Annotated in this window: 22 protein-coding genes; 17 read left to right on the top strand and 5 right to left on the bottom strand. The window is 59.9% G+C overall.

Features of this window, described 5'->3' with window-relative positions:
• Window positions 1–88: 88 nt before the first annotated feature.
• Window positions 89–2,326, bottom strand: a complete 2,238-nt coding sequence (gene mrcB, locus ACMG4M_RS03570; protein ID WP_414430736.1) for a penicillin-binding protein 1B — start codon at window positions 2,324–2,326, stop codon at window positions 89–91.
• A 252-nt stretch (window positions 2,327–2,578) separates the two neighbouring features.
• Here mrcB and ACMG4M_RS03565 point away from each other — a divergent pair, with 252 nt between their 5' ends.
• The 3 genes from ACMG4M_RS03565 (at window position 2,579) to ACMG4M_RS03555 (ending at window position 4,977) form a co-directional block, all read left to right on the top strand.
• Window positions 2,579–3,583 carry an adenosine kinase gene (locus ACMG4M_RS03565; protein WP_414430735.1) on the top strand — a complete coding sequence of 335 codons (1,005 nt, stop codon included), beginning with the start codon at window positions 2,579–2,581 and terminating at the stop codon, window positions 3,581–3,583.
• A gap of 105 nt (window positions 3,584–3,688) precedes the next feature.
• On the top strand, window positions 3,689–4,021 hold the full coding sequence (locus ACMG4M_RS03560) for a Rieske (2Fe-2S) protein (protein WP_414430734.1): 333 nt from the start codon (window positions 3,689–3,691) through the stop codon (window positions 4,019–4,021).
• Window positions 4,018–4,977, top strand: a complete 960-nt coding sequence (locus tag ACMG4M_RS03555) for a serine/threonine protein kinase (protein ID WP_414430733.1) — start codon at window positions 4,018–4,020, stop codon at window positions 4,975–4,977. Before ACMG4M_RS03560 ends, ACMG4M_RS03555 begins: the two co-directional genes overlap by 4 nt.
• 312 nt (window positions 4,978–5,289) lie before the next feature.
• On the opposite strand, the gene sfsA is transcribed toward ACMG4M_RS03555, so the two are convergent.
• The 3 genes from sfsA to ACMG4M_RS03540 all read right to left on the bottom strand — a co-directional run bounded on the left by sfsA (window position 5,290) and on the right by ACMG4M_RS03540 (window position 8,071).
• Window positions 5,290–6,009, bottom strand: a complete 720-nt coding sequence (gene sfsA / locus ACMG4M_RS03550) for a DNA/RNA nuclease SfsA (RefSeq protein WP_414430732.1) — start codon at window positions 6,007–6,009, stop codon at window positions 5,290–5,292.
• Window positions 6,006–7,172, bottom strand: coding sequence for an aminotransferase class I/II-fold pyridoxal phosphate-dependent enzyme (locus tag ACMG4M_RS03545; RefSeq protein ID WP_414430731.1), 1,167 nt, complete (start codon window positions 7,170–7,172; stop codon window positions 6,006–6,008). Before ACMG4M_RS03545 ends, sfsA begins: the two co-directional genes overlap by 4 nt.
• A 122-nt stretch (window positions 7,173–7,294) precedes the next feature.
• A complete protein-coding gene (locus ACMG4M_RS03540; RefSeq protein WP_414430730.1) occupies window positions 7,295–8,071 on the bottom strand; it encodes a hypothetical protein in 777 nt (258 codons plus the stop codon).
• Between the two features lie 64 nt (window positions 8,072–8,135).
• On the opposite strand from ACMG4M_RS03540, the gene dksA reads away from it, so the two are divergent.
• The 14 genes from dksA to ACMG4M_RS03470 all read left to right on the top strand — a co-directional run bounded on the left by dksA (window position 8,136) and on the right by ACMG4M_RS03470 (window position 22,862).
• The gene (dksA, locus tag ACMG4M_RS03535) at window positions 8,136–8,543 is read left to right on the top strand and encodes an RNA polymerase-binding protein DksA (RefSeq protein WP_052042879.1); all 408 of its coding nucleotides are present in this window, start codon (window positions 8,136–8,138) and stop codon (window positions 8,541–8,543) included.
• Between the two features lie 170 nt (window positions 8,544–8,713).
• Entirely contained in the window at window positions 8,714–9,601 is an 888-nt protein-coding gene (gluQRS, locus tag ACMG4M_RS03530) for a tRNA glutamyl-Q(34) synthetase GluQRS (protein ID WP_414430729.1), read from the top strand.
• Between the two features lie 199 nt (window positions 9,602–9,800).
• Complete coding sequence (locus tag ACMG4M_RS03525; RefSeq protein WP_007149317.1) at window positions 9,801–9,977, top strand: hypothetical protein; 177 nt, start codon at window positions 9,801–9,803, stop codon at window positions 9,975–9,977.
• Window positions 9,967–12,918, top strand: coding sequence for a sensor histidine kinase (locus ACMG4M_RS03520; protein WP_269530065.1), 2,952 nt, complete (start codon window positions 9,967–9,969; stop codon window positions 12,916–12,918). Before ACMG4M_RS03525 ends, ACMG4M_RS03520 begins: the two co-directional genes overlap by 11 nt.
• A 36-nt stretch (window positions 12,919–12,954) precedes the next feature.
• A complete protein-coding gene (locus ACMG4M_RS03515) occupies window positions 12,955–14,283 on the top strand; it encodes a sigma-54-dependent transcriptional regulator (protein ID WP_414430728.1) in 1,329 nt (442 codons plus the stop codon).
• A gap of 362 nt (window positions 14,284–14,645) precedes the next feature.
• Complete coding sequence (locus ACMG4M_RS03510) at window positions 14,646–14,897, top strand: hypothetical protein (protein WP_414430727.1); 252 nt, start codon at window positions 14,646–14,648, stop codon at window positions 14,895–14,897.
• A complete protein-coding gene (gene pcnB, locus ACMG4M_RS03505) occupies window positions 14,881–16,236 on the top strand; it encodes a polynucleotide adenylyltransferase PcnB (RefSeq protein ID WP_414430726.1) in 1,356 nt (451 codons plus the stop codon). The genes ACMG4M_RS03510 and pcnB overlap by 17 nt, the downstream gene beginning before the upstream one ends.
• Before the next feature lie 115 nt (window positions 16,237–16,351).
• On the top strand, window positions 16,352–16,855 hold the full coding sequence (folK, locus tag ACMG4M_RS03500; protein ID WP_414430725.1) for a 2-amino-4-hydroxy-6-hydroxymethyldihydropteridine diphosphokinase: 504 nt from the start codon (window positions 16,352–16,354) through the stop codon (window positions 16,853–16,855).
• Window positions 16,839–17,540 (top strand): deoxynucleoside kinase, encoded by a 702-nt coding sequence (locus ACMG4M_RS03495; RefSeq protein ID WP_272963369.1) that lies wholly within the window; start codon window positions 16,839–16,841, stop codon window positions 17,538–17,540. Before folK ends, ACMG4M_RS03495 begins: the two co-directional genes overlap by 17 nt.
• A gap of 177 nt (window positions 17,541–17,717) precedes the next feature.
• Window positions 17,718–18,506 (top strand): 3-methyl-2-oxobutanoate hydroxymethyltransferase, encoded by a 789-nt coding sequence (panB, locus tag ACMG4M_RS03490; RefSeq protein ID WP_414430724.1) that lies wholly within the window; start codon window positions 17,718–17,720, stop codon window positions 18,504–18,506.
• Between the two features lie 201 nt (window positions 18,507–18,707).
• Entirely contained in the window at window positions 18,708–19,565 is an 858-nt protein-coding gene (gene panC, locus ACMG4M_RS03485; RefSeq protein ID WP_414430723.1) for a pantoate--beta-alanine ligase, read from the top strand.
• Window positions 19,566–19,653: 88 nt separating this feature from the next.
• Window positions 19,654–20,034: an aspartate 1-decarboxylase gene (panD, locus tag ACMG4M_RS03480; protein ID WP_035248421.1), complete on the top strand. Its 381-nt coding sequence runs from the start codon at window positions 19,654–19,656 to the stop codon at window positions 20,032–20,034.
• 363 nt (window positions 20,035–20,397) lie between these two features.
• Complete coding sequence (gene acs, locus ACMG4M_RS03475; RefSeq protein WP_414430722.1) at window positions 20,398–22,335, top strand: acetate--CoA ligase; 1,938 nt, start codon at window positions 20,398–20,400, stop codon at window positions 22,333–22,335.
• A gap of 215 nt (window positions 22,336–22,550) precedes the next feature.
• Window positions 22,551–22,862 carry a TRL-like family protein gene (locus tag ACMG4M_RS03470; RefSeq protein WP_035248419.1) on the top strand — a complete coding sequence of 104 codons (312 nt, stop codon included), beginning with the start codon at window positions 22,551–22,553 and terminating at the stop codon, window positions 22,860–22,862.
• Window positions 22,863–22,949: 87 nt separating this feature from the next.
• Here ACMG4M_RS03470 and pnp read toward each other — a convergent pair whose 3' ends face one another.
• Window positions 22,950–25,043 carry a polyribonucleotide nucleotidyltransferase gene (gene pnp / locus ACMG4M_RS03465; protein ID WP_272998132.1) on the bottom strand — a complete coding sequence of 698 codons (2,094 nt, stop codon included), beginning with the start codon at window positions 25,041–25,043 and terminating at the stop codon, window positions 22,950–22,952.
• Window positions 25,044–25,059 lie beyond the last annotated feature (16 nt).

The following is a 25,059-nucleotide window of genomic DNA, read 5'->3' as shown; positions in this document are numbered from 1 at the left end:
CCGGCTGGGAATGCAGACGATCTGCAGCTGTAACCGGGACCGGCCTTATCGAACGCTGTGTTCTCAGTGGTAAAAGTTTGCTGCAACGCTAGTCAAACAGCCCCTTGAACCAGCCCTTGATGCCTTTCCCGGCTTCTTTTACCGAGCCACAGCCGTCGCTGTCTTGGGGAATCGAGGCTTCCAGCATCGGGTAGCGACGGGCATCGCCGCACCCCTCAGCACTAACGCGCTTGCCATCCGGGTTCATCCATACCCATTCCACCCCGGCCGGCGGCGTCTGCGACAGGCTGCGCTGGGGCAGCTTGCCCATCAGCTGCGCCCATACCGGCAAGGCACCGCTGGAGCCGGTAATCCCCGCATTGCGGTTATCATCCCGGCCCACCCAGACTACCGCCAGATGGTTGGCAGAGAAACCGGCAAACCAGGCGTCACGGAAATCGTTACTGGTGCCGGTCTTGCCTGCCACCTTGAGATCCTGCGGCAGCGAGGCCCGGGCGGCACGGCCGGTCCCTTTCTCAACCACCTGCTGCATGGCCCACTGGGTCAGGAAAGCCGGGCCGGCATCCACCACCTCGTCGGTATTGACCGGGTAGCGGGCCAACGGCTTGGCTTCCTTGTCGAGCACATCGGTAATGGAGCGCAGGCGAGTGCTGAAACCGCCCGTTGAGAGAGGCTGGTACATCATCGCCACCTCGAACGGAGTCAACTCCAGACTGCCCAGCAGAATACTGGGATAAAGGGGAATATTGCGGGTCACCCCCAGGGTCTTCATGGTGCCGGCCACCTTGTCCAGGCCCACATCCAGCCCCAGGCGAGCGGTACCCTGATTGCGCGAATAGGTCAGCACATCCACCACCGGCATGGCGCCACGGGCCTGGTTGTCAAAGTTCTGCGGCGACCAGGTGGTGCCATTGGGCAGCGTCACTTCCACGGGCCCGTCTTCCACCAGGGTAGCCAGGGACCATTGCTTGGGCTGGCTCACCGCTGACAGCACCACCGCCGGCTTGGCCAGCGAACCGATCGGGCGCTGGGCATCCAGGGCCCGGTTGAAGCCGGCCTCCCGGGAGCTGCGATTGCTGACCAGCGCCAGCACATCGCCCTGGGCGGGCGCTACCACTACCACGGCACCATTGAGCTTTTTGGTTTCGTCAGGATCGCGACGGTCCAGGTGATCGCGCAGCGCCCCTTCGGCCGCGAGCTGGGCCAGCACATCCAGCGTGGAGTGGATACGTAGCCCCTCATCGCTGAGCACTTCCGGCGGGTAATCCCGTGCCAGTTGGCGGCGCACCAGATCAATAAAGGCAGGGAAGGCATAAAGCGCGGAGGCCCCACGCGGCACCACTTCCAGGGAGCGGTTACTGTATTTATCGTAATCCGCTTTCGACAAGGCCCCCTCATCCAGCGCCACCTTCAATACCGTGTTGCGACGCTCCAGGGAACGCTCCGGGTGACGGCGCGGATCATACCAGCTGGGCCCCTTGAGCAGCGCCACCAGGGTCGCCAGGTGATGGGGTTCCAGCTCTTCCAGGGGGCGCCCGAACAGGAACTGGGCACCCAGCCCCATGCCATGAATGGCCCGGGCACCGTCCTGTCCCAGGTACACCTCGTTGAGGTAAGCCTCGAGAATCTGCTCCTTGCTGTAATGCAGCTCCAGCAGCATGGCCATGGGCATTTCCAGGAGCTTGCGAGACAGGGTGCGTTCGGAGGTGAGCCAGAAATTTTTCACCAGTTGCTGGGTCAGGGTGCTGCCGCCCTGCACCAGCCGCCCGGCTTTGACGTTCGCCAGCATGGCCCGGGCCAGACCGCGCAGGGAAATACCATGGTGGTCGTAAAAGGCCTGGTCTTCGGTGGCGATCAGCATCTCCACCAGCAACGGCGGCACCTTGTCCAGCGGCACCAGCACCCGATCTTCCGCATGCTGGGGATGGATGCTGCCGATCTGCAACGGCTCCAGGCGAGCCAGCCGATCACCACCGGCCTCCAGGGAACGAATCTGCCCGCCGGACAGGCTCAACCGGATTCGCTCGGCCTTCTCGCCGCCATCACTGTCGTTGAAACCGCGGGTATGCAGCAGCAGGCTGTTGCCCTGCACCGCATAGCTGCCAGGGGTAGCCGCACGGGAATCGCGCCGGTAGCGCATCAGATCGAGCAACTTGAGCATGTCCTCGCGGGACAGCACGCGGCCTTCATAAAGCTCTACGGGTCGCGCATACACCCGCGCCGGCAATTGCCAGACATGGGCATCAAAACGCTCGCGTACCAGCGCATCCAGGTAGGCCAGTCCCGCCGCCCCCAGCACCAGGCACACCAACGCTGCCTTGCCCACAAAGGACCAGCTGAACCAGCGGCGTTGTTGTCCGCTGCTACGTTTTTTCCGATTTGGTTGCCGCCGCGATCGTGCGGGGGACTTTTTCGCTTTTTTCGCCATGGCACGGAGTATAGAGAAAAGTGTGAGTGTTTTATGAGTCTCTCTTGCCTTATCCGTTCCCTTCACAGTGATTTGAGTAAATTTTGCAACCGGACCCGGGGCGCCCATAATAGCCGCCCTTGCTTATCCGAACCGAAACACGGAGCCTCCATGACGAAAAAATACGACGTTTATGCCCTCGGCAACGCCCTGGTGGATACAGAAATCGAGGTCAGCGACGCCTTCCTTGAGCGCATGGAGGTAGGCAAGGGCCTGATGACCCTGGTGGACGAAGCCCGTCAGGCGGAGCTGATCGCTGCTCTGGCCGACGAAGCCGAGCCTCATAAACAGACCAGCGGCGGTTCTGCCTGCAACACCGTGGTCGCCACCCGCTACTTCGGTGGCAACAGCTACTACGCCTGCAAGGTGGCCGATGACGCTACCGGCGACATCTTTGTCAACGATCTGACCGCCGCCGGCGTAGACACCAACATGAACGGCAACCGCGACACCGGCATTTCCGGTAAATGTCTGGTCATGCTGACACCGGATGCGGAACGCACCATGAATACCTATCTGGGTATTTCCAGTCAGGTTTCCGAAGCGGAGCTGGACGAAGCCGCCATCGCCGCCAGCCACTATGTGTACCTGGAAGGCTATCTGGTCAGCGGTGACAGCTCCCGGGCGGCGGCCATCAAACTGCGCCAACTGGCCGAGAAGCATGGCGTGAAAACCTCACTGACCTTCTCCGACCCGGCCATGGTGCAGTTTTTCAAGGACGGCCTGTCCGACATGCTTGGTGACGGTGTGGATCTGCTGTTCTGCAACGATGCCGAAGCGACCAGCTACACCGATACCGACAGCCCGGAAGCGGCCCTGGAAAAGCTCAAGACCGTATGCCGTTCCGCCGTCATCACCCTGGGCGCCAAAGGCGCGCTGGTATGGGATGGCGATCAGACCCATCACATCGATCCGGTGCCCGTGAAGGCCATCGACAGTAACGGTGCCGGCGACATGTTTGCCGGTGCCTTCCTGTACGCCATCACCCACGGGCACGATTTTGCCGCTGCCGGCAAACTGGCCTCTGCGGCCGCCGCCCGGCTGGTGACCGAATTCGGCCCACGCCTTTCAGCGGACGTGCATCAGGAAATGCGCCAGACCTTACTCGGCGATTAACCGCCACTTTTTGAAGGGCAGACATGGCCACAGGCCGTCTCTGCCAGCCCCAAAAACGGCGGGGATGTGCTGCACTCCGCCCGATAAACAGCACACAGGTACGCCATGGAACACATCTGCAACGTGAACGACATCGAACACGAGAGCGCGCGGGAATTTCAGAAAGACGGCCAGCCCGTCATCGTGGTCAAATTTGATGGCCAGATGCACGCTTACATCAACTGGTGCCCGCACCTGGGCATCGAACTGAACTTTATGCCCGACCAGTTCATGGATGGCGACAACCAATTTCTCATGTGCGCCAACCACGGCGCCCTGTTCGACATTGATACTGGCAATTGCTTGTCCGGCCCCTGCAGCGGTGACAAGCTGATACCTGTCCCCCTGGAAGTTCGCGGCGACGAAGTCTGGCTGGGCGAGGTAACACAACCGGCATGAGCCACCCCTTTGATGACCTTACCCCGGATTACATGCTGGATGCGGTAGACGCCGCCGGCTTCCTGAGCGACGGCCGCCTGCTACAACTGAACAGCTTCGAAAACCGGGTATACCAGGTGGGCCAGGAAGAGGGCCCGCCGGTAATCGTCAAGTTCTACCGCCCGCAGCGCTGGAGCGACGAACAGATTCTCGAAGAGCATGCCTTCAGCCTGTTTCTGGTGGAGCGGGATCTGCCCGTGGTTGCGCCGATCGAAAAGAATGGCACCACCCTGTTCCACTGCGACGGCTTTGCCTTTGCGGTCTTCCGCAGAGCGGGTGGCCACGCGCCGGAGCTGGACAACGACAACCATCTGGAACAACTCGGCCGCACCCTGGCCCGCTGGCATGCCTGCGGCAGTGACCGGCCCTATCAGCTCCGCCACACCATGGACCCGGTCGCCGACATTCGTGCCGCCAGCACCTTTCTGATCAATGACGTGGTGGACCTGAATTACCGTGGCCAGTATCGGGATGTCTCGGGCCAACTGCTGGAGACCATCGAACAACGCCTGAGCGACGTGGATTTTCCGCTGCTCAATGTGCACGGCGACTGCCACACCGGCAACATCCTGTGGCGCGATGACAAACCGCATTTTGTGGATCTGGACGACAGCCTGCGCGCGCCCGCCATGCAGGATCTCTGGATGCTGCTGTCCGGCGAACAGGACGAACAACAACATCAGCTACGGGTCCTCGCCAGCGGTTACGACACCTTTCTGCCCTTCCCCTGGCAGCAGGTTTCCCTGATCGAGCCATTACGCACGCGCCGCATCATCTGCTACGACGCCTGGCTCGCCAAACGCTGGGATGACCCGGCCTTCCCGCCCGCCTTTCCCTGGTTTGAATCGATGAACTACTGGCGGGTCCAGGTGGAATTATTGCAGCAGCAGCTGCGCAGTTTGCAGACCCCCCTGTAGAGGAACAGCGAATTTCTGTAGGAGCGTCGCTCGCGGCGCGATAGGTTTTAAAAGACAACAAGCACCGTGTTTTCTACAAAGCCGCTGTAGGAACGTAGCGCAGCGGAGTAACGCACGTAGTTCCGTGCGGCCCGAAGGGTGAGCGAAGCGAATAATTCCTCTCGAGGGACGAATCCGAGCCACGGCGAGGGAAAAGGCGAGGCAGGGGTTGTGCCCGGTCACTCTGAAGGCGCCCCGGTTCACAGAAACGACGTTGCTGGCCTCTGAGGCGTTTCCCACGCTAACGCGTGGTTCGTCCCTCGAGAGGAACTCCTACAACTGTATCGGCAAGGGTTTTTCCAGCCGGAAATCGTCTGGCGATAACGCCACCTTCCACGCCAGCACCTCCACCCCCTTTTGCACCGCCTCGCGCAGCAGCTCTCCATAGCGAGCATCAATTTCGTCCGCCGGCCGGGCGGCCAATGCGCCGCTGTGCTGCACACAGAAAAACAGCACCGCCCGCTTACCGGATGCCACCACGTCCATCAGCGTCAGCAGATGTTTCTGACCACGCTCGGTGACGGAATCCGGGAAGGCAATGATTCCATCATCCGTGTCGTCGGGCGCCGGCCCCAGGGTGACGTTTTTCACTTCAATAAAAGTGTGGGGATCGCTGCGCTCCCCCAATGCCAGATCAAAGCGGCTGTCAGCGTATTTCACTTCCCGTTCCACACCGGTGTCCGGGCTCAGTGCGTCAACACGCCCGGCGCGGATCGCCTCTTCCACCAGCGCATTGGGCCGGCTGGTATTCACCCCGGCCCAATGGCCATGGCCCACCTGCAACGCTTCCAGGGTATGGCGATATTTGCGCTTGGGATTACCGCTGTCGGAGATCAGCGCCTGCTGGGGCTCACCGAGTACGCAGTTTTTCATGGAGCCGGTGTTGGCACAGTGCACGGTCATTTCGCTGCCATCGGCGCGCACCACATCGGCCATAAACCGCTTGTAGCGTCGCAGCAGCGTGACCTTTTCCAGGGGAGGAGAAAACTTCACAGGGACTCCAGGTAATGGCCCAGCCGGTGCAGAGCCTCCACAAGACGAGACTCGGCGCAGGTATACGCCAGCCGCACATAGCGGCCATGGGCATGACCCTCACCGAAATCCAGGCCCGGGGTCATGGCCACCTTTTCCTTTTCCAGCAGGTCCGCACAGAAGGCGAAGCTGTCGTCGGTCCAGTGGCTCACATCCACATAGACATAGAAAGCACCGTCAGCATTGGAGACAACCGGCAACTTCAGATGAGCAAGCCCATTGAGCAGACACTGGCGGCGGCGAGCAAACAGCTGATGGCGCTGTTCCAGGATAGTCAGGGAAGGCTCCTGCAGCGCGGCGAGCGCACCGTACTGCGCCGGGGTGGAGGGTGCCAGAAACAGATTCTGGGCCAGCCGCTCAATGGCCGGCACCAGCGGTTCCGGTGCCACCAGCCAGCCCAGACGCCAACCGGTCATACAGAAATATTTACTGAAGCTGTTGATCACCAGCACCTGATCGGTACGCGACAACACCGACTCCGCCGGCCCTCGATAACAAAGCCCCTGATAGATTTCGTCCACCAGCAGCAGCCCATCTCGTTGTGCCGCCCCCTCAGCCATGGCCTGCAGGGTGTCCAGTGACAGCATATTGCCGGTGGGATTATCCGGGCTGGCCACCATGGCCAGGCGGGTATCCGGCTGCCAGGCCCCCAGCAGCTCACTGGCCGTCAGGGTGAAGTGATTGTCTGCCTTTAATACCAGCGGCTGCGGTTTACCGCCCACCAGATTCACGAACTGGCGATTACAGGGGTAGCCCGGATCGCTCAGTAATACGCCGTCACCGGGATTGATCAGAGCCGCCAGCGCCAATTGCAGCGCCCCCGAAGCACCTGGCGTCACCACGATCTGCGCCGGTGACACGTTAGCGGCAAACCGCTCCCGATAATCATCGGCAATCGCCTGGCGCAAAGCAGGCAGCCCTGCCGCTGGCGTGTAGCCGGTCCCCCGGTCACGGGTGGCGGCAGCGATGGCTTCCAGCACCGGCGCCGGGGTTTCAAAATCCGGCTCGCCCACTTCCAGATGAATCACATCGTGCCCCTGAGCAGCCAGTTGCTGAGCTCGCTCCAGCAGCGCCATAACATGGAAGGGTGGGATCTGTTCGGCGAAGTGCGACAGCGTTATCACAAGATTCCTCTTTCCTATAAGGGTGGCATGGCTATAATCGGCCAGATTTTCACCAACTGGTGACAAGACTTACCCTGACGGGGTAAGGTCAAAAGATTACATTACGCCCGTGCCTGGTGATATCAAGCGGGCCCCAGGGATAGTGGGACAGGATAGAGAGTCGCGAAGATGCTAAGGGAGTTACTCAAAATGGCCACCGGCAAAAAGAAAGCCCCGAAAAAGGCGGCTAAAAAACAAACTACCGGGTCTGCTTCCAGCAGCAAGAAAGCCACTACATCGACCGCTGCCCGCAAGGCGCCAGCCAAGAAGGCTGCCGTGAAGAAGGCTCCGGCCAAGAAAGCAGCGGCGAAAAAGGTGACTGCAAAGCCTGCGGCCAAAAAGGCCCCAGCCAAAACCGCAGCCAAAAAAGCTGCCGTAAAGAAACCCGCCACCAAGCCTGCCGCTAAAAAGGCGCCGGCCAAGAAGGCCTCTGTGAAAAAAACCACTCCCCAAAAAGCGGTCGCCAAAAAAACGGCACCGGCGAAAAAAGCTGTCACCGCAAAGCCCGCAGCGAAACCCGCTGCAAAGAAAGCCACCGCAAAGAAAGCTCCGGTCAAAAAAGCCGCAGCAAAGGTACCAGCCAGTAAGCCCTCCGCCAAAAAAGCGGCCAGCACGCCGGCGGCAAAACCCACCGCCAGCAAGACCCAATCCACTGCTGCCAGCGCCAAGCCGGCGAAGGCCAGCAAACCCGCTGCCAAAAAAACGGCAGCCAAAAAAGCAGCACCCGCTGCACCCAGAACAAAACTGCCTACCTCCGGGAAGGCATCGGCAGCGGCCCGGGCCGCTGCCAGAGACGCATCGAATACCGGTAACGCACGGAGCGCGACTGCCGGCAAAGGGACTTCGCCGAGCCGATCCACCTCTTCTGCTCAGGTAAAAGCAAACGTGAAAAAGAAAACCGCCTCATCCGCCTCGCAGGCTCAAATGCACGGCTTCAAGCCCTACATGCCAGCCAAAAACGAGGAGTACATGAACGAGAAGCAACGCGAACACTTCCGCCAGATTCTGCTGGCCTGGCGCCAGGAGTTGATGGAAGAAGCGGATCGCACCATGCACCATCTGCAGGACGAACAGGCCAATCTGCCCGACCCGGCAGACCGCGCCACCCAGGAAGAAGAGTTTGCCCTGGAGCTGCGTACCCGCGACCGCGAACGCAAGCTTCTGAAGAAGATCGAGAAGACCCTGGATCTGGTAGACAAGGATGATTACGGCTTCTGCGAAGCCTGCGGCATCGAAATCGGCATCCGCCGCCTGGAAGCCCGCCCCACCGCCGACCTGTGCATCGACTGCAAGGAACTGGCGGAGATCAAGGAAAAGCAGCTGGCCGGATAAACCAGTGAAGAGTTAACAGTGAACAGTTAACAGCTCGCGATAGCGGGCTGTTGTTCCTGAAACGCCTGAAGCCGCGCCCAGCCCTTGTGCGCGGCTTCTTGCGTTTAAACTCCTCACACAGGCATGGCGCGCCGCTGTTAACTATTCACTATTCACTGTTCACTGCCTTTATGACCTATCGCGGACGTTTCGCCCCCACCCCCTCCGGCCCCCTGCATTTCGGGTCGCTGGTGGCTGCGCTGGCCAGTTGGCTGGAAGCGCGCCATGCGGGCGGAGAATGGCTGGTGCGAGTGGATGATCTGGATCCACCCCGGGAAATGCCCGGCGCCGCCGATACCATCCTGCGTCAGCTGGACACCTTCGGGCTGCATTGGGATGGCACGGTGCACTACCAGAGTCAGCGGCATTCCGCCTATCAGCAAACGGTGGACTCCCTGCTAGACAGCGGCCATGCCTTTCCCTGCCGACTGACCCGCAAACAGCTGGCCACCCTGGATCATAACCACCCCGGCATCAGCGCCGCTGTGCCCGCCGCCAACGATACCGCCATCCGCTTGCAGGTTCCCGACCGGGAGCTGAGCTACCAGGATGGCATTCAGGGGGCCATCACCAACAACCTGCACCGTGACGGTGGCGCCTTTGTCATTCGTCGTCGCGACGGCCTGTTCGGGTATCAACTAGCCTGCGCCCTGGACGATGCGGATGAAAACATTACCCATGTGTTGCGGGGAGCCGACCTTCTCGATTCCACCCTGCGCCAGCGCTGGCTGCTGGAATGCCTGGGCAGGCCTGTGCCTGAGTATGCGCATCTACCGGTGGTCACCGATGGTCGGAACCTGAAGCTGTCCAAGTCCGCAGGCAGCGAAGCCCTCGACCCCGCTCGTGCCAGCCAGCTACTCACCGCCGCCCTCCACTGCCTGGGCCTGCAGCCACCCTCGGATTTACAAGGCGAAAGCCCGGCAGTGCTATTGGCATGGGGCACGACGCACTACCCTGCTCACCACTGGCCAGCGGGACGTCAGCAGCCACTTCCAGAGGAGCTGCACGCTACAAGCTGAAAGCTGCACCGCGAATCAGGAAAGCCCCGCAACAAATGCTATCCCCGCGCTTAACGGTATAAGCGCGGAGACAACCGACCAGAACACCAATACACATCCCGTGCCTTGCAGCTTGAAACTTGTAGCTTGCCGCTGTCCCCGCTTTTACACGCCTCACCCCCTGGCGTATGCTCATCGGCCCGGAGGGGTTAAACCACCTATGTATACCGACCGACTGCTGATCATCTTTATTCTCGGCACCTACCTGCTTTCACCCGCCATCATCGACTGGTGGAGCGAAGGTGGCCGCGCCTGGTATCGCCCCTATCTGATCTGGCTGGGCCTGATCGCCCTGAGCTACTGGATTGCCAAGAGCAAGGATGTCGATGGTCTATAGTGTCAGCGATCTGATCCTGATTGCCGGTTGCTACCTGCTGTTTCTGTTTGCGGTGGCCTGGATCACCGAGCGTGGCTGGCTGCCCGCTCACTGGGTACGTCACCCGGCGGTCTACGTGCTGTCGCTGGGCGTCTACGCCAGCGCCTGGGCGGTGTATGGGTCGGTGGGCTACGCCTACCAATACGGCTATAACTTCCTGTCCTACTTTCTGGGGATTTCCGGGGTCTTTCTGCTTGCCCCGATTCTGCTGGCACCGATCCTCAGGCTGACCACCACCTATCAGCTCAGCTCGCTGGCCGACCTGTTTGCCTTCCGTTACCGCAGCCGGCTGGCTGGTGCCATGACCACCATCATCATGCTGATCGGGGTACTACCCCTGCTGGCCCTGCAGCTGAAGGCCGTGGCCGAGTCGATCCAGATACTCAGTGGCACCGCCGACCCCCGCGATCTGGCCGCCGGGTTCTGCCTGATGATGGTAATTTTCGCCATCCTGTTCGGCGCCCGCCATACCACTGCCCGGGAAAAGCACGAAGGGCTGGTGATGGCTATCGCCATGGAATCACTGATCAAGTTGCTGGCCTTCGGGGCGGTGGCATTGCTCGGCCTTTACGGTGTGTTCGATGGACCTTCAAGCCTGAATGCCTGGCTGGATGACCATCCGGAAATGCTGGCGCGGCTCTACTATCCCCTGCAGGACGGCACCTGGCATTCCATGATCATGGCGTTCTTTGTCTCGGCCGTAGTGTTGCCACACATGTTCTATATGGCCTTTACCGAGAACATGAACCCGCGCGCCCTGATCACCGCCAGCTGGGCGCTGCCGTTGATGTTCCTGCTGATGGCACTGTGCGTACCGGTCATCCTGTGGGCCGCCGCTGCCGGTAATGCCCCCACCCCGCCAGATTATTACGCCCTGGGCATCGGCATGATTACCGGTGGCCACGGCGCGGTGCTTGGCTATATCGCCGGGCTTGCCGGGGCCAGTGGCATGCTCATCGTGGCCACCCTGGCCCTGTCCGGCATGTGTCTGAATCATCTGGTACTGCCCGCCAGCCCGCTGCAAGGCCAAAACCTGTATCGCAATCTGCTCTGGACCCGGCGCATACTGATTGCCGCCATCCTGGCTCTCGCCTACCTGTTCTATCGTTTTTCCGGCACCGAACACACCCTGGTAGAACTGGGCGTACTCACCTTTGTGGCCACCCTGCAATTTGTTCCCGGGCTGATCGGCGCCCTGTTCTGGCCGTCCGGCAACCGCAACGGCCTGTTCGCCGGGTTGCTGGTCGGCTTTATCCTCTGGGTAATGCTGCTGCTGGTACCCATCGCCTACCCGAACTGGCAGTTCCAGCCGCTGATGGAGCTGCTGGGCATGCGCTTCCAGACTGGCGCCAGCCAATGGCACAACGTGGCCATCGCCTCGGTCACTGCCAATGCGCTGGTCTATGCCATCGTCTCCATCGTCACCCCCATGTCCCGGTCGGAAAAAAACGCCGCCGAAGCCTGCGCCGTGGACAGCCTCCGCCGTCCCTATCGCTGGGAACTGGAAGCGAAGAGCGTGGACGATTTCATTGATGCCATGAGCCAGCCGCTGGGGCCGATCACTGCCACCCGGGAAGTGGAAATGTCCCTGCGGGATCTGCACCTGCCGCGCACGGAAACCCGACCCTATGCCCTGCGGCGACTGCGCGACCAGCTGGAAACCAATCTGTCGGGCCTGCTCGGCCCCTCGGTGTCCCACCAACTGATCGACGATCACCTGCCTTACCTGCCGGAGGAAGAGCAACACTCCAGCGAAGACATCCAGTTCATCGAATCCCGTCTGGAACAGTACCGGGATCGTCTGTCCGGGCTGGCGGCGGAACTGGATGGCCTGCGACGCTTCCATCGTCAGACCCTGCTGGAACTGCCCATGGGGGTCATTTCCCTGGGCGCCGACCGGGAAATCATCGGCTGGAACCGGGCCATGGAAAGCCTCACCGGCATTACCGCTGAAGACACTATCGGCTCGCGTCTGGCAGACCTGGATCCGCCCTGGGGCGACTTCTTTACCCGCTTCAGCCACGACGACAACGCCCATCAGCCCCAGCAGTCACTGGAAGTGGAAAACCAGACGCGCTGGCTGAGTCTGCACAAGTCCGAGGTGATGGGCGCCGGCACTGCCGAGCAGGCTGGTGGTCAGGTACTCGTGATCGAGGACATTACCGAACTGCGCCACATGGAAGCGCACCTGGCCCATAACGAGCGGCTGGCCTCCATCGGCCGACTGGCCGCCGGGGTGGCCCACGAAATTGGCAACCCGGTCACGGCCATTGCCTGCCTGACCCAGAATCTCGATGAAGACAGTGACCCGGAGGAACAACAGGAAGCCTGCGACCAGATTCTGGAACAAACCCGGCGTATCACTCGTATCGTGGAATCCCTGGTAACTTTCAGTCATTCCGGCGGTATCAAGCTCAGCGAGCAGGTACCGGTGAACCTGTGCGATACCGTGGACGAAGCCATCTCATTGCTGCTGCTGGACCCGGATCACCGCCAGCAACCGTTCGAGAATCACTGCCCGGCCAGCTACTGGGTCAAGGGCGATCCGCAGCGTTTGCTCCAGGTTTTCATCAACCTGCTTGGCAACGCCGCCGATGCCAGCGAACACCAGCAGCCGGTCACCGTGCACTGTGAACCGCGCGGTGACTTCCTAGATATTCTGTTGGAAGATCAGGGCCACGGCATCCCGGATACCTTGCGCGACGCCCTGTTCGAACCCTTCGTCACCAGCAAGCCACCGGGCCGCGGCACCGGCCTTGGCCTGGCTCTGGTGTACAGTATTATCGAAGAGCATCAGGGCAGCATTCGGGTAGAAAGCCCCCTGAGCGAAGACGGCGGCACCCGCTTTGTGGTCAGCCTGCCCGTGCACCGGCAAGCTTCGGCGGAAGAGACGCAAACGTAGTATCCTGCTCAACTCGACAGACAGTAAGAGCCATACATGAGTCACATCCTGATTGTTGAAGATGAACCGGTGATTCGCGGCGCCCTGCGCAAGCTGCTGGTACGCCACGAGCACTCCGTGGCAGAGGCCGACTCCGTGGAGCAGGCCCGGGAACAGCACCTCAATCAGTTTGATCTCATCATCAGCGACCTGCGCCTGCCCGGCGAGCCAGGGACCGCCCTGATAGAAAGTGCCGGCGCCACCCCGGTGCTGATCATGACCAGCTATGCCAGCCTGCGCTCCGCAGTAGACGCCATGCGCCAGGGCGCGGTGGACTATATCCCCAAACCGTTCGATCACGATGAAATGCTGCTGGCCGTGGAGCGGGTGCTCAAGGAAGGTCGACTGAACAGGGGCAATCGCGCTCTGCGCCGGGATATGGAACGCAGCTACCCGGTACACAACATGATCGGCGACAGTGATGCCATGCAGGAGCTCAAGCATCGTATCCACCGGGTAGGCCCTACCAATACACCAGTCTTGATCATGGGCGAATCCGGTACCGGCAAGGAACTCACCGCCCGTGCCCTGCACGAACAAAGTGAGCGGGCCGGCGGCCCGCTGATCTCGGTGCAATGCGCCGCCCTGCCGAAAAACCTGCAGCTGACCGAACTGTTCGGCGATGAAGACAGTGCCGGGCGCATCGAGGAAGCTGATGGTGGCACCCTGTTTCTCGACGAAGTGGGCGAACTGAACAGCGACGTGCAAAGCCGTCTGCTGACCCTGCTCACCCACCACGAGATCCACCGCCAGGGCTCCCTGTCGCCACGCAAGGTGGACGTGCGCATTCTTGCCAGTAGCCAGCTGGATTTACCCGGTCGAGTGGCAGAAGGTCATTTCCGTCAGGATCTTTACTACCGGCTCAATGTCATGGAGCTGACCCTACCTCCCCTGCGCGACCGTCAGGACGATCTGCAACGTCTGGCCAACGCCCTGCTGGCCCGCGGCTGCGAAAAGCTCAACCGCCACGACCTCTACTTCACCGACGCCGCCTGGCAGGCCATGGTCGGCTATAGCTGGCCGGGCAATGTGCGCGAACTGGAAAACGTGATTGAGCGGGCCATTATTCTCACCGAAGAAGACGGCATCGGCCCGTCACAGCTGGGGCTGAATCCCAACCGGACCCCCCAGCGGGTCAGCCGCGCCAGCCTTGATCCCAGCGAGGATCTGTCCCTGGAGGATTATTTCACCCGCTTCGTGATGGAGAACCAGGACAGCATGACCGAGACCGAACTGGCCCAGAAACTGGGGATCAGCCGCAAAAGCCTGTGGGAACGCCGCCAACGGCTTGGGATTCCCCGCAAAAAAGCCGGTAGTCGTCGTTAATGCCCCGCCTGTCCTTGTTGGACGACCGGCGAGACGGCTTTTTGATCCAGGCTATGTAAAAAACTTCTGACCTTGGCAGGAGGAAAACAACGCCCATTGCTCTGCAAAAGACCTCAGGTGGGAACAAGTGTTACCGCGCTACACAGGCAGGTAACACCAGGGTTACACATTTCCAGATACTATTTACGCTTTTTTTAGGTTTTTATCTTAACCTGTTGTTTTAAAAGGAATTCACTCTTTGTTGCATTGCCCCAGTGGGACGGGCACTATGAATCCCACGCCAGCAAACAATAAAAACAGCGGCGTAACAGGCTCAACAATAACAACAAGAAAGAAGAAGAATAATTTCACGAGCCGATGCAATGCTGCTGCAACTGATGATTGCAGCGACAAGGCAGAAAACAACACAAACAATAATAACAACAGAATCAGCGCAAAATATGGGAGTCACAACTTCGGTTGTGGCTCCTTTTTACTTTCTGGGCCAGGCCAACGTCGGCCAGTATCTCAATGAACCAGAAAAAGTGCTACTATCGCCGCTTTATTGCACACCTTTGAGGCTAATACTGACGCATGCCCTGCAAGTTCCTAGAACGTATGACTGGCTGGTTTAAGAAGGGTTCCCTAAAAAACCGCAGAACGTTCGAACCGCGAGTCATTCCCCGCGACCAACATCCCATTTCCCGCAAACAGGTGTCCCGCGCCGCGCTGGATGTCCTTTATGGCCTGCACAAGGCGGGCTTTGAAGCCTATCTGGTAGGCGGCTGCCTGCGGGATATTCTCTGTGGTCGCGAGCCCAAGGATTTCGATGTGAGCACCAATGCCACGCCGGAACAGGTCAATCGCCTGTTCAAGCGCAGCCGCATCATTGGTCGCCGCTTCCAGATCGTGCATGTGCGCTTTGGCCGCGAAGTCATCGAGGTCTCCACCTTCCGTGCCATGAATCGGGAAGACAACCCTGACCGGGACCAGCACCACGCCCACGAAGAAACCGGCCTGGTACTGCGCGACAACACCTGGGGCAATATCGAGGAAGACGCCCTGCGCCGGGATTTCACCATTAACGCGCTGTACTACAACATTGCCGATTTCACCCTGCATGATTTCGTCGGCAGTCTGGATGACATCGACGAGCAGGTCATCCACCTGATCGGCGACCCGGAAACCCGCTTCCGCGAAGACCCGGTGCGCATGCTGCGCGCCGCCCGCTTCGCCGCCAAACTGGGCTTTCATATCGATCCCGCCACTGGCGACCCGATACCCGACCTGGCGGAATTGCTGTTGCAAGTCCCCTCCGCCCGCCTGTTCGATGAAGTGCTCAAGCTGTTCCTCAGTGGCCATGCCCGGGATTCCTATGAACAGTTGCAGAGCCTTGGCCTGTTCCGCTTTCTGTTCCCGGAAACCCAGCAGGCCCTGGAAGGAGAAAAAGGCCAGATCTGGGAAGCCATGCTACTCGCCGCCATGGACAACACCGACAAGCGACTGGCCGATGGCAAACCGGTCACTCCCGCTTTCATCTACGCGGTACTGCTGTGGCCGATCATTCAGGAACGCATGGGCCATTACCTGTCCAGCGGCCTGCCGCCGGCCCAGGCCCTGCACAAGAGTGCCACTCGCGCCCTCAACACCCAGATCAAGCACACCGCGATCCCCCGCCGCTTCTCCACCGTGATGCGTGAAATGTGGGAGTTGCAGCTGCGTCTGGACAAACGCGCCGGCAAGCGCGCTGACGCCATGATGGAGCACCCCCGCTTCCGCGCCGCCTATGATTTCCTGTTACTGCGTGAACAGGCAGAAGAGATCAAACCCGGGCTCGGCGACTGGTGGACCCGCTATCAGGAACAGGATGAGCAGGGCCGCCGCCAGATGATCAGCGAGCTGGGCAATCAGCCCGGCGGTGGCAGCAACAAGCGACGCCGCCGCCGGCGCAAGAAACCGGCAGCGGAAGGCTGACAAGACGACTCAAGTGATGAGAAGCGAGTTTCGAAAGACAACCGGTTCTGGTTTTCGAAACTCGTTCCTCGTCACTCGTAACTTGCCCCTCCCCTGATCCGAACCGGGAGCCCTGATGCACGCTTTTATCGGCCTTGGCAGCAATCTGGACCACCCCTCGCAACGGCTGATCTCGGCCTTGTGGGCACTGCAACGTCTGCCCGGTCTAACCCTGCGCCAGCACTCCCGGCTCTACACCAGTGCTCCCGTCGGCCCCCAGGATCAGCCTGACTATGTCAATGCGGTCGCCGCAGTCGACACCTCTCTTGCCCCCCACGCCCTGCTCCACACCCTGCAGGCCCTGGAACTGGCAGCAGGCCGCCAGCGCCTGCGCCATTGGGGCGAACGCACCCTGGATCTGGATATCCTGCTAATCGACAACCGCGCCATCGATAGCGATGACTTACAGGTTCCTCACCCGCAAATGACCCGGCGGGCCTTTGTGCTGCTGCCATTACTGGAAATTTGCCCCGACGCCCTCTTGCCGGATGGCACCGCACTGAGTAGCTTTCTGGGGCAGGTAACCGAACAACCGATTTCACCGCTGGCAGAGCTGGATCGAAATGCACTCATCGAATGAGAAAACACTGACCGAACGCATTGAACAACGCCGGCAGGCCCGCACCCTGCCGCGCTTTATTGCCGTTGAGGGCCCCATTGGTGCCGGCAAGACCAGCCTGGCGAAACGGCTCGCCATGACCTTCGGTTACGATCTACTGCTGGAACAGGCGGATGACAATCCTTTCCTCACCCGCTTCTACCAGGACCCGGCCCGCTATGCACTGCAGACCGAGCTGTTCTTCCTGTTTCAGCGCGCCGACCAGCTACGCCAAATCCAGCAGCAGGACCTGTTCGCCGGACCTCGCATCGCCGACTTCCTGATCGACAAGAACCGCCTGTTTGCCCAGGTCACCCTGGACGAGGATGAATTCGAGCTATACCGCAATGTGGATGACCACCTGACGCTGGACGCCCCGCAGCCTGACCTGGTGATTTATCTACAGGCCCCCGCCCAGGTGCTGCGTCAGCGTATCAGCCGTCGCGGCAACGATTTCGAGCAAGGCATCCAGAGCGATTACCTGGACCGGCTCAGCGATGCCTACACGGAATTCTTCCATTTCTACGACCGGGCACCGCTGCTGATCGTCAATGCAGCGGAAATTGATCTGGTCAACCACGACCGGGACTACCAGCAACTGGTGAGCGAGTTGCTGGACATCCGTTCCGGGCGCCACTATTTTAACCCCCGGCCGCTAGTCGGCTAAAACTAGCTACGAGCTTCGAGCCTGTAGCTTCAACGCGACATGGCCCTGTGCGCTCTGAAAGCCAGGAAGCCGCGACAAAGTCTGTGCGCGGCACAAATGCTGCAAAACCTGACAGCTTTGACCGTGTTGTAGCTTGAAGCTTGTAGCTCGCCCCTGAATTTCCCCAGGAGGTTTCCCATGTCAGTCACCATCCGCACCCTGCACAAACGCAAACAGGACGGCGAGAAGTTTTCCGTGCTCACCGCCTACGACGCCTGTTTTTCCCGGCTGATCTCGGAAGCTGGCGTGGACGCCATTCTGGTAGGCGACTCTCTGGGAAACGTGATCCAGGGACAGACCAGCACCGTGCCGGTGACCCTGGAGCAGATGGCCTACCACACCGAATGCGTGGCCAGGGGCAATCAGGGCAGCCTGATTATTGCCGACGTTCCCTTCATGGGCGCCGCCACCGTGGAGCGTGCACTGGAGACCTCCACCGCGTTGATGCAGGCCGGGGCCAATATGGTCAAACTGGAAGGCAGCGCCTGGCTGGCAGAAAGCATCGAGATTCTCAATCGCAATGGCATCCCGGTCTGCGCCCATCTGGGCCTCACCCCCCAGGCGGTCAATGCCCTCGGCGGCTACCGGGTCCAGGGCAAGGATGATGCCGGCGCCAACGAGTTGCTGGAAGCGGCCAGAACCCTGGATCAGGCCGGCGCCGCCATGCTGCTGCTGGAGTGCGTGCCCCGGGAGCTCAGCGCCCGCATTACCCGGGAAGTCAGCGTGCCGGTCATCGGCATCGGTGCGGCCCCGGAATGCGACGCCCAGGTATTGGTGATGCACGACATGCTCGGCATCAGCCCCGGCAAACCGGCCCGCTTCGTCAAGGATTTCATGGCAGAAACCGGCGACATCCGCGCTGCCTTCAAGGCCTATGACCTGGCCGTGAAAGACGGCAGCTTTCCTGCCGACGAGCACTGTTTCTAGAACATCAGTTGAAAGTTAAAAGTTCAAAGTTAAAACGCGATCATAGCCCCTTGGGGCTTGAAGATCTGTCGCCGCGCTCAAGGCCGTAGCAGCAAATTGGACCTATAATCGCGGGCAGAGCATTCATCATTTAGCACTGCATCGCCCGCGCTTTGAAACTTTTAACTTTCCACTTTCAACTGCTTCACCTGAGGATTCCTGATGCAAACCGTCCATACCGTCTCCCAGGTTCGTGAATATGTGCGTGGCTGGCACCAGAAAGGCCTGTCCGTCGGTTTCGTGCCCACCATGGGCAATCTTCATGACGGTCATATCAGCCTGATCAAGGAGGCGCGGGCTCGTTGCGACGTGGTGGTGGTATCCATTTTCGTCAACCCGACCCAGTTTGGTCCCAATGAAGATTTTGATCGCTACCCACGCACCCTGGACGCGGATGCCGCCGCCCTGGTGGATGCGGGCACCGATCTGCTGTTTGCTCCCTCCGTGGAGGAGATGTATCCATTGGGCCAGAACCAGACCTGGGTGGATGTTGATGGCCTTGGCGACTATCTGTGCGGCGCCAGCCGGGCAGGCCACTTCCGGGGCGTCACCACGGTGGTATCCAAGCTGTTCAATATCGTACAGCCGGATGTGGCCGTGTTCGGCGAAAAGGACTTCCAGCAACTTGCCATTCTCCGCCGCATGAGCGAAGAGCTGCTGTTCCCGATCAAGATCGTCGGCGCCAGCACCAGCCGGGAAAGTGACGGTCTGGCGCGCAGTTCGCGTAATGGCTTCCTCAATGAAAGTGAGCGCACACTTGCGCCGCAACTCTATCAAACTCTGCAGCAGCTGAAAGCGGATATCGAAGCCGGTGAGCAGGACTATCGAGGCCTGGAAAGCCGCTACCGTGACAGCCTCGAGCAGGCCGGTTTTCAGGTGGACTATCTGACCGTGGCCAATGCCCGCAGCCTGGCCCCCGCCGGCTTCGACGACAGCGATCTGGTGGTCGCTGTGGCCGCCAAACTGGGCAATACTCGATTGATAGACAATGTCAGTCTGGCCGTTGTGCGTGACCGGTGATTCATGCATACTTCCGGCCCCTTGAAGCGCCTGCTTGGTAGTAACAACGTGTATCCGCAGGCTTCGGGTAGCGCAAGAGGTAACCAAGATGCAGTGCACCATGCTGAAAGCAAAACTCCATCAGGCTCGGGTGACCCACGCGGAGCTTGAGTACGAAGGCTCCTGTGCCATTGATGGTGACCTGATGGACATGGCGGGTATCCTGGAATACGAACAGATCCAGATCTATAACATCGATAACGGTGAGCGCTTTGAAACCTACGCCATTCGTGGCGAAGCCGGTTCCAAGATCATCTCCGTCAACGGTGCCGCTGCGCATAAAGCCCAGCCCGGCCACCGGGTGATTATCTGCGCCTACGCCAGCTATTCCAGCGCCGAACTGGTGAACTTCAAGCCCAGCCTGATCTATATGGCAGAAGGCAACGAAGTAAAGGGCACCAGCAACGCGATTCCGGTACAGGTTGCCTGATACCGAAATCCGAAAAGGAATTCCTGAAACGCCGGCTTTTGCCGGCGTTTTTTTGTCCGCTCAGCGGCTAGACCTATCGCTTGCAGGCAAGCTTTTACAGCGGCAGCACTCAAACCCATTCGCGTCCATCTGCACCTCAATAACCGCAAACTTCATCCGCGCAACTATTCAATGTTAACTATTCACTATTAACTGCCTCCTCCCTTGGCCATTCAGCAACACATTGTTTACTCTTGATGCCAACAAACCGCTCCCCCCTTCGACCATGGTTGAATAGCCAGCCAGGGAGCGTCACACAATAATCAAGGGAAAGCCGGGAGCCCCACGGGCGCTCCCCACTGGCAGTATCCCAAGGAGGCCCCGATGTCCAAGACCCACATTCACCCTGTTCCCGCAGACTTCAAAGCCCAGACCCTGATGGACCGCGATACCTACGAAAAATGGTACGAACAGTCCATCAATGACCCGGATACCTTCTGGGCCGACCGGGCCCGGGAATTCCTGGACTGGAAAACTCCCTGGGACACCGTCAGCGACTGGGACTTCAACGAAGGCCGTGCCACCTGGTTCCAGGGTGCTACCCTCAATGTCTGCTACAACTGCGTGGATCGCCACCTCCCCGAGCGTGCCAATCAGACTGCCATTATCTGGGAAGGCGACGAACCGGATCAGGACAAACACATTTCCTACCAGCAACTGTTCGAGGAAGTGAGCAAGTTCGGTAACGTACTGAAAAGCCGTGGCGTCAAGAAAGGGGATCGCGTGGTGATCTACATGCCGATGATCCCGGAAGCGGCATACGCCATGCTGGCCTGCGCCCGCATCGGCGCCATTCACTCCGTGGTGTTCGGCGGTTTCTCGCCGGAAGCATTGAAAGATCGCATTCAGGACGCCGGCGCCTGTGCCGTCATTACTGCCGACGAAGGGGTCCGTGGTGGTAAAGCCATCCCCCTGAAGGTCAATGCAGACAAGGCCATGGCCAGTACCGATAGCGTGCATACCTGCCTGACGGTTCAACGTACCGGCGGTGATATCGACTGGCAGGCGGACCGGGATGTCTGGTACCACGAGGCCATGGCGGAAGCGTCCAGCGACTGCGAACCGGAATGGGTCGACGCGGAAGACCCGCTGTTCACCCTGTACACCTCCGGCTCCACCGGTAAACCCAAGGGCGTGGTACACACCACCGCCGGCTATCTGCTCAACACCGCACTGACCCATAAATATGTGTTCGACTACCACGAGGGTGACATCTACTGGTGCACCGCCGATGTGGGCTGGATCACCGGGCACAGCTACATTGTCTATGGGCCGCTGGCCAACGGCGCCACCACGCTGATGTTCGAAGGCGTGCCCACCTACCCGGATGCCTCTCGCTGCTGGCAGGTGGTGGACAAGCACAAGGTCAACATCTTCTATACCGCCCCCACCGCCATCCGCGCCCTGATGGGGCTGGGCGATGAGCCGGTCACAAAGACCTCACGGGCCAGCCTGAAGCTGCTGGGCACGGTGGGCGAACCGATCAACCCGGAAGCCTGGGAGTGGTATTACAAGGTGGTGGGTGATTCCCGCTGCCCCATCGTCGACACCTGGTGGCAGACCGAAACCGGCGCCATCATGATTGCACCGCTGCCGGGTGCCGTGGACCTGAAAGCCGGTTCCGCCACCCTGCCCATGTTCGGCGTGCAGCCGGTACTGATGGACCCGGACGGCAACGAACTGGATGGCGCCACCTCCGGCAATCTGGCCATCAAGGCCAGCTGGCCCAGCCAGATCCGTACCGTCTATGGCGACCATCAACGGCTGATCGATACCTATTTCAGCGCCTACAAGGGCTACTACTTCACCGGTGACGGCGCCCGCCGTGATGAAGACGGCTATTACTGGATCACCGGCCGGGTTGACGACGTGCTCAACGTATCCGGCCACCGCCTGGGAACCGCCGAGATCGAATCCGCCCTGGTACTGCACACCAGCATTTCCGAAGCTGCCGTGGTCGGCTACCAGCACGACGTGAAGGGCCAGGGTATCTATGCCTATGTGTCCCTCATGGCCGGCAAGGAAGGCAGCGACGAGCTGGTGCAGGAACTGCGCGACATGGTGACACAGGAAATCGGCCCCATCGCCAAACCGGACCTGATCCATTTCGCCCCCGGCCTGCCCAAGACCCGCTCCGGCAAGATCATGCGCCGCATTCTGCGTAAGATCGCCGCCAACGAGCTGGACAGCCTGGGCGACACCTCCACCCTGGCCGACCCAGCGGTGGTGGACCAGTTAATCGACACCCGAGTCAATAACTAAACCGGCCCGCTCCCCCCAAGGCAGCCCGCAGCTGTCTTGGGGGTTCATATCCTTTATTCCTTTGTCTGAGCATCCAAGCCCTAGCATCAGAACATTTCCATGTAGCAATTGTAAGCGATCTCCTACAAGTAAAGCCTGACTTAGCCTACAGACATATCTCTGTCACAAGGCATCCTTTCACATGCGATCAATATATTGAAAACCAAGGAGAAAAAATGAAAAATCTGTTTGCGCTTGCCGCCGTTTCCGGCTCCCTTTTCCTGACAGGTTGTCAGACCCCCTACTCCCCCGGCCTGATCTACAGCGACATGGCCGCCCCAGTAGACGTACGCGACAATGCTGTCGCCTGTACCAAGGAAGGCTCCGCCACCATGCAGAACTATCTGGGCTTTCTGGCCACCGGCGATGCCTCCACCGCCAAGGCCAAGCAGAACGCCGGTATCACCCGTGTCGGTACCGTGGATGTTCATTTCACCAACATTCTCGGCCTGTACGGCGAGACCACCACCACCGTATGTGGTGACTAAGTCTGCCATTGCCGGCGAAACCCGGTATTCAGACACAAAAAAGGCCGGCAAATGCCGGCCTTTTTTGTGGAGCTGAGAAAGAAAAGCTTAGTCTTCCTTCGCTTCCTTCATGGACAGCTTGATACGGCCACGCTGATCCACGTCGAGGACCTTCACCTTGATCAGGTCGCCCTCATTGACGTAGTCAGACACCTTCTCCACCCGCTCTTCAGCGATCTGGGAGATGTGCAGCAGGCCTTCAGTACCGGGCATGATCGCGACGAAAGCACCGAAATCCACCACCTTGGTGACCTTGCCTTCGTAGATGGCGCCCACTTCCGCTTCGGCAGTGATTTCTTCCACACGACGCACGGCTTCTTCTGCCTTCTCGCGGGTTTCACCGTAGATCTTCACGCTGCCATCGTCTTCCAGATCAATGGTGCAACCGGTTTCGTCGGTCAGCGCACGGATGGTGGCGCCGCCTTTACCGATCACGTCACGGATCTTGTCCGGATTGATCTTCAGGGTCAGCAGGGTCGGAGCATTGTCAGATACCTGGGTGCGGGATTCAGCGATCGCCTTGGCCATTTCACCGAGGATGTGGATACGGCCGGCATTGGCTTGTTCCAGCGCCTTCTCCATGATCTCTTCAGTGATGCCTTCGATCTTGATGTCCATCTGCAGGGCGGTCACGCCACGGGCAGTACCGGCCACCTTGAAGTCCATGTCGCCCAGGTGATCTTCGTCACCGAGGATATCGGACAGTACCGCGAAGCGGCCGTCTTCTTCCTTCACCAGACCCATGGCAATACCCGCCACCGGCGCGGTCAGGGGAACACCTGCATCCATCAGCGCCATGGAAGTGCCACATACGGACGCCATGGAGGAGGAACCGTTGGATTCGGTAATCTCGGACACCACGCGGATGGAGTACGGGAAAGCCTTCTCGTCAGGCACTACCGCTTCCACACCACGGCGGGCCAGACGGCCGTGACCGATCTCGCGACGCTTGGGAGAGCCGATCATGCCGGTTTCGCCCACACAGTAAGGAGGGAAGTTGTACTGCAGCATGAAGTGATCCTGGCGGGACCCTTCCAGTGCGTCGATGAACTGGGCATCGCGCATGCCGCCCAGGGTGGCGGTAACGATGGCCTGGGTTTCACCACGGGTGAACAGGGCAGAACCGTGGGTCTTGGCCAGCACGCCGACTTCACATTCGATGGCACGTACTGCATCAAGAGCACGGCCGTCGATACGCGGCTTGCCGGACACTACCGCTTCACGGACCACGGATTTCTCGACCTTGCCGAACAGCTCTTTCACTTCGCCGGCTTCCGGAGCGCCTTCTTCGCCGGTGGCAAACGCTTCCACACAGGCATCACGCAGCTCGCCCACTTTGGCGTAACGGGCCATCTTCTCGGTGATGGTATAGGCTTCGCCCAGCGCGCCTTCAAATTTTTCCTTGATGGCGTTTTTCAGCTCGGTGTTCTCGGTAGCGGGCTGCCACTCCCAGGTGGGGGTGCCCACTTCGGCAGCAAATTCCTTGATACCCTGAATAACCGGCTGCATTTCCATGTGACCGAACAGGACAGCGCCCAACATCTGGTCTTCGGACAGCTCTTTGGCTTCGGATTCCACCATCAACACCGCAGGCTCGGTACCGGCAACCACCAGATCCAGGGCGGATTCTTCCAGTTCGCTGCGGCTGGGGTTGAGGATATACATGCCATCCTTGAAACCAACGCGGGCAGCGCCGATGGGGCCACCGAAAGGAATGCCGGAAATAGACAGGGCGGCGGAGGTGCCGATCAGGGCAGCGATATCCGGATCCTGATTCTTGTCGGCAGACATGACCGTGGCGACTACCTGCACTTCATTCATGAAGCCCTTGGGAAACAGTGGGCGGATCGGGCGGTCGATCAGGCGGCAAGTGAGGGTCTCTTTCTCGCTGGGACGACCTTCACGCTTGAAAAAGCCACCGGGGATACGGCCGGCTGCGTAGGTCTTTTCCTGATAGTTAACGGTCAGGGGGAAAAAGGGTTTGTTGGGATCCGCTTCTTTTTTGCCTACCACGGTAACCAGCACTTCGGTGTTACCGATACGAACCATGACAGCAGCGGTGGCCTGGCGGGCGATCTGCCCGGTTTCCAGGGTTACCGTGTCACGGCCGAACTGAATCTGTTTAGTGATTTTATTGAACATATCTCGTCTCTTCTCT

The organism is Alcanivorax sp. IL3 (assembly GCF_047495465.1).
GTDB classification, from domain to species: domain Bacteria; phylum Pseudomonadota; class Gammaproteobacteria; order Pseudomonadales; family Alcanivoracaceae; genus Alcanivorax; species Alcanivorax jadensis.
Note: the sequence above shows the minus strand (reverse complement) of the source record. Positions and strands in the feature narration are given on the sequence as shown.

Excerpts from the sequence above, each read along its gene's own strand:
- pcnB (WP_414430726.1), top strand. The coding sequence starts at position 14,881 with ATGACTGGCTGGTTTAAGAAGGGTTCCCTAAAAAACCGCAGAACGTTC.
- ACMG4M_RS03510 (WP_414430727.1), top strand. The coding sequence starts at position 14,646 with ATGCTGCTGCAACTGATGATTGCAGCGACAAGGCAGAAAACAACACAA.
- dksA (WP_052042879.1), top strand. The coding sequence starts at position 8,136 with ATGCACGGCTTCAAGCCCTACATGCCAGCCAAAAACGAGGAGTACATG.
- ACMG4M_RS03555 (WP_414430733.1), top strand. The coding sequence starts at position 4,018 with ATGAGCCACCCCTTTGATGACCTTACCCCGGATTACATGCTGGATGCG.
- panC (WP_414430723.1), top strand. The coding sequence starts at position 18,708 with ATGCAAACCGTCCATACCGTCTCCCAGGTTCGTGAATATGTGCGTGGC.
- ACMG4M_RS03515 (WP_414430728.1), top strand. The coding sequence starts at position 12,955 with ATGAGTCACATCCTGATTGTTGAAGATGAACCGGTGATTCGCGGCGCC.
- folK (WP_414430725.1), top strand. The coding sequence starts at position 16,352 with ATGCACGCTTTTATCGGCCTTGGCAGCAATCTGGACCACCCCTCGCAA.
- acs (WP_414430722.1), top strand. The coding sequence starts at position 20,398 with ATGTCCAAGACCCACATTCACCCTGTTCCCGCAGACTTCAAAGCCCAG.
- ACMG4M_RS03525 (WP_007149317.1), top strand. The coding sequence starts at position 9,801 with ATGTATACCGACCGACTGCTGATCATCTTTATTCTCGGCACCTACCTG.
- panB (WP_414430724.1), top strand. The coding sequence starts at position 17,718 with ATGTCAGTCACCATCCGCACCCTGCACAAACGCAAACAGGACGGCGAG.
- ACMG4M_RS03470 (WP_035248419.1), top strand. The coding sequence starts at position 22,551 with ATGAAAAATCTGTTTGCGCTTGCCGCCGTTTCCGGCTCCCTTTTCCTG.
- gluQRS (WP_414430729.1), top strand. The coding sequence starts at position 8,714 with ATGACCTATCGCGGACGTTTCGCCCCCACCCCCTCCGGCCCCCTGCAT.
- ACMG4M_RS03565 (WP_414430735.1), top strand. The coding sequence starts at position 2,579 with ATGACGAAAAAATACGACGTTTATGCCCTCGGCAACGCCCTGGTGGAT.
- panD (WP_035248421.1), top strand. The coding sequence starts at position 19,654 with ATGCAGTGCACCATGCTGAAAGCAAAACTCCATCAGGCTCGGGTGACC.
- ACMG4M_RS03495 (WP_272963369.1), top strand. The coding sequence starts at position 16,839 with ATGCACTCATCGAATGAGAAAACACTGACCGAACGCATTGAACAACGC.
- pnp (WP_272998132.1), bottom strand. The coding sequence starts at position 25,043 with ATGTTCAATAAAATCACTAAACAGATTCAGTTCGGCCGTGACACGGTA.
- ACMG4M_RS03520 (WP_269530065.1), top strand. The coding sequence starts at position 9,967 with ATGGTCTATAGTGTCAGCGATCTGATCCTGATTGCCGGTTGCTACCTG.
- ACMG4M_RS03560 (WP_414430734.1), top strand. The coding sequence starts at position 3,689 with ATGGAACACATCTGCAACGTGAACGACATCGAACACGAGAGCGCGCGG.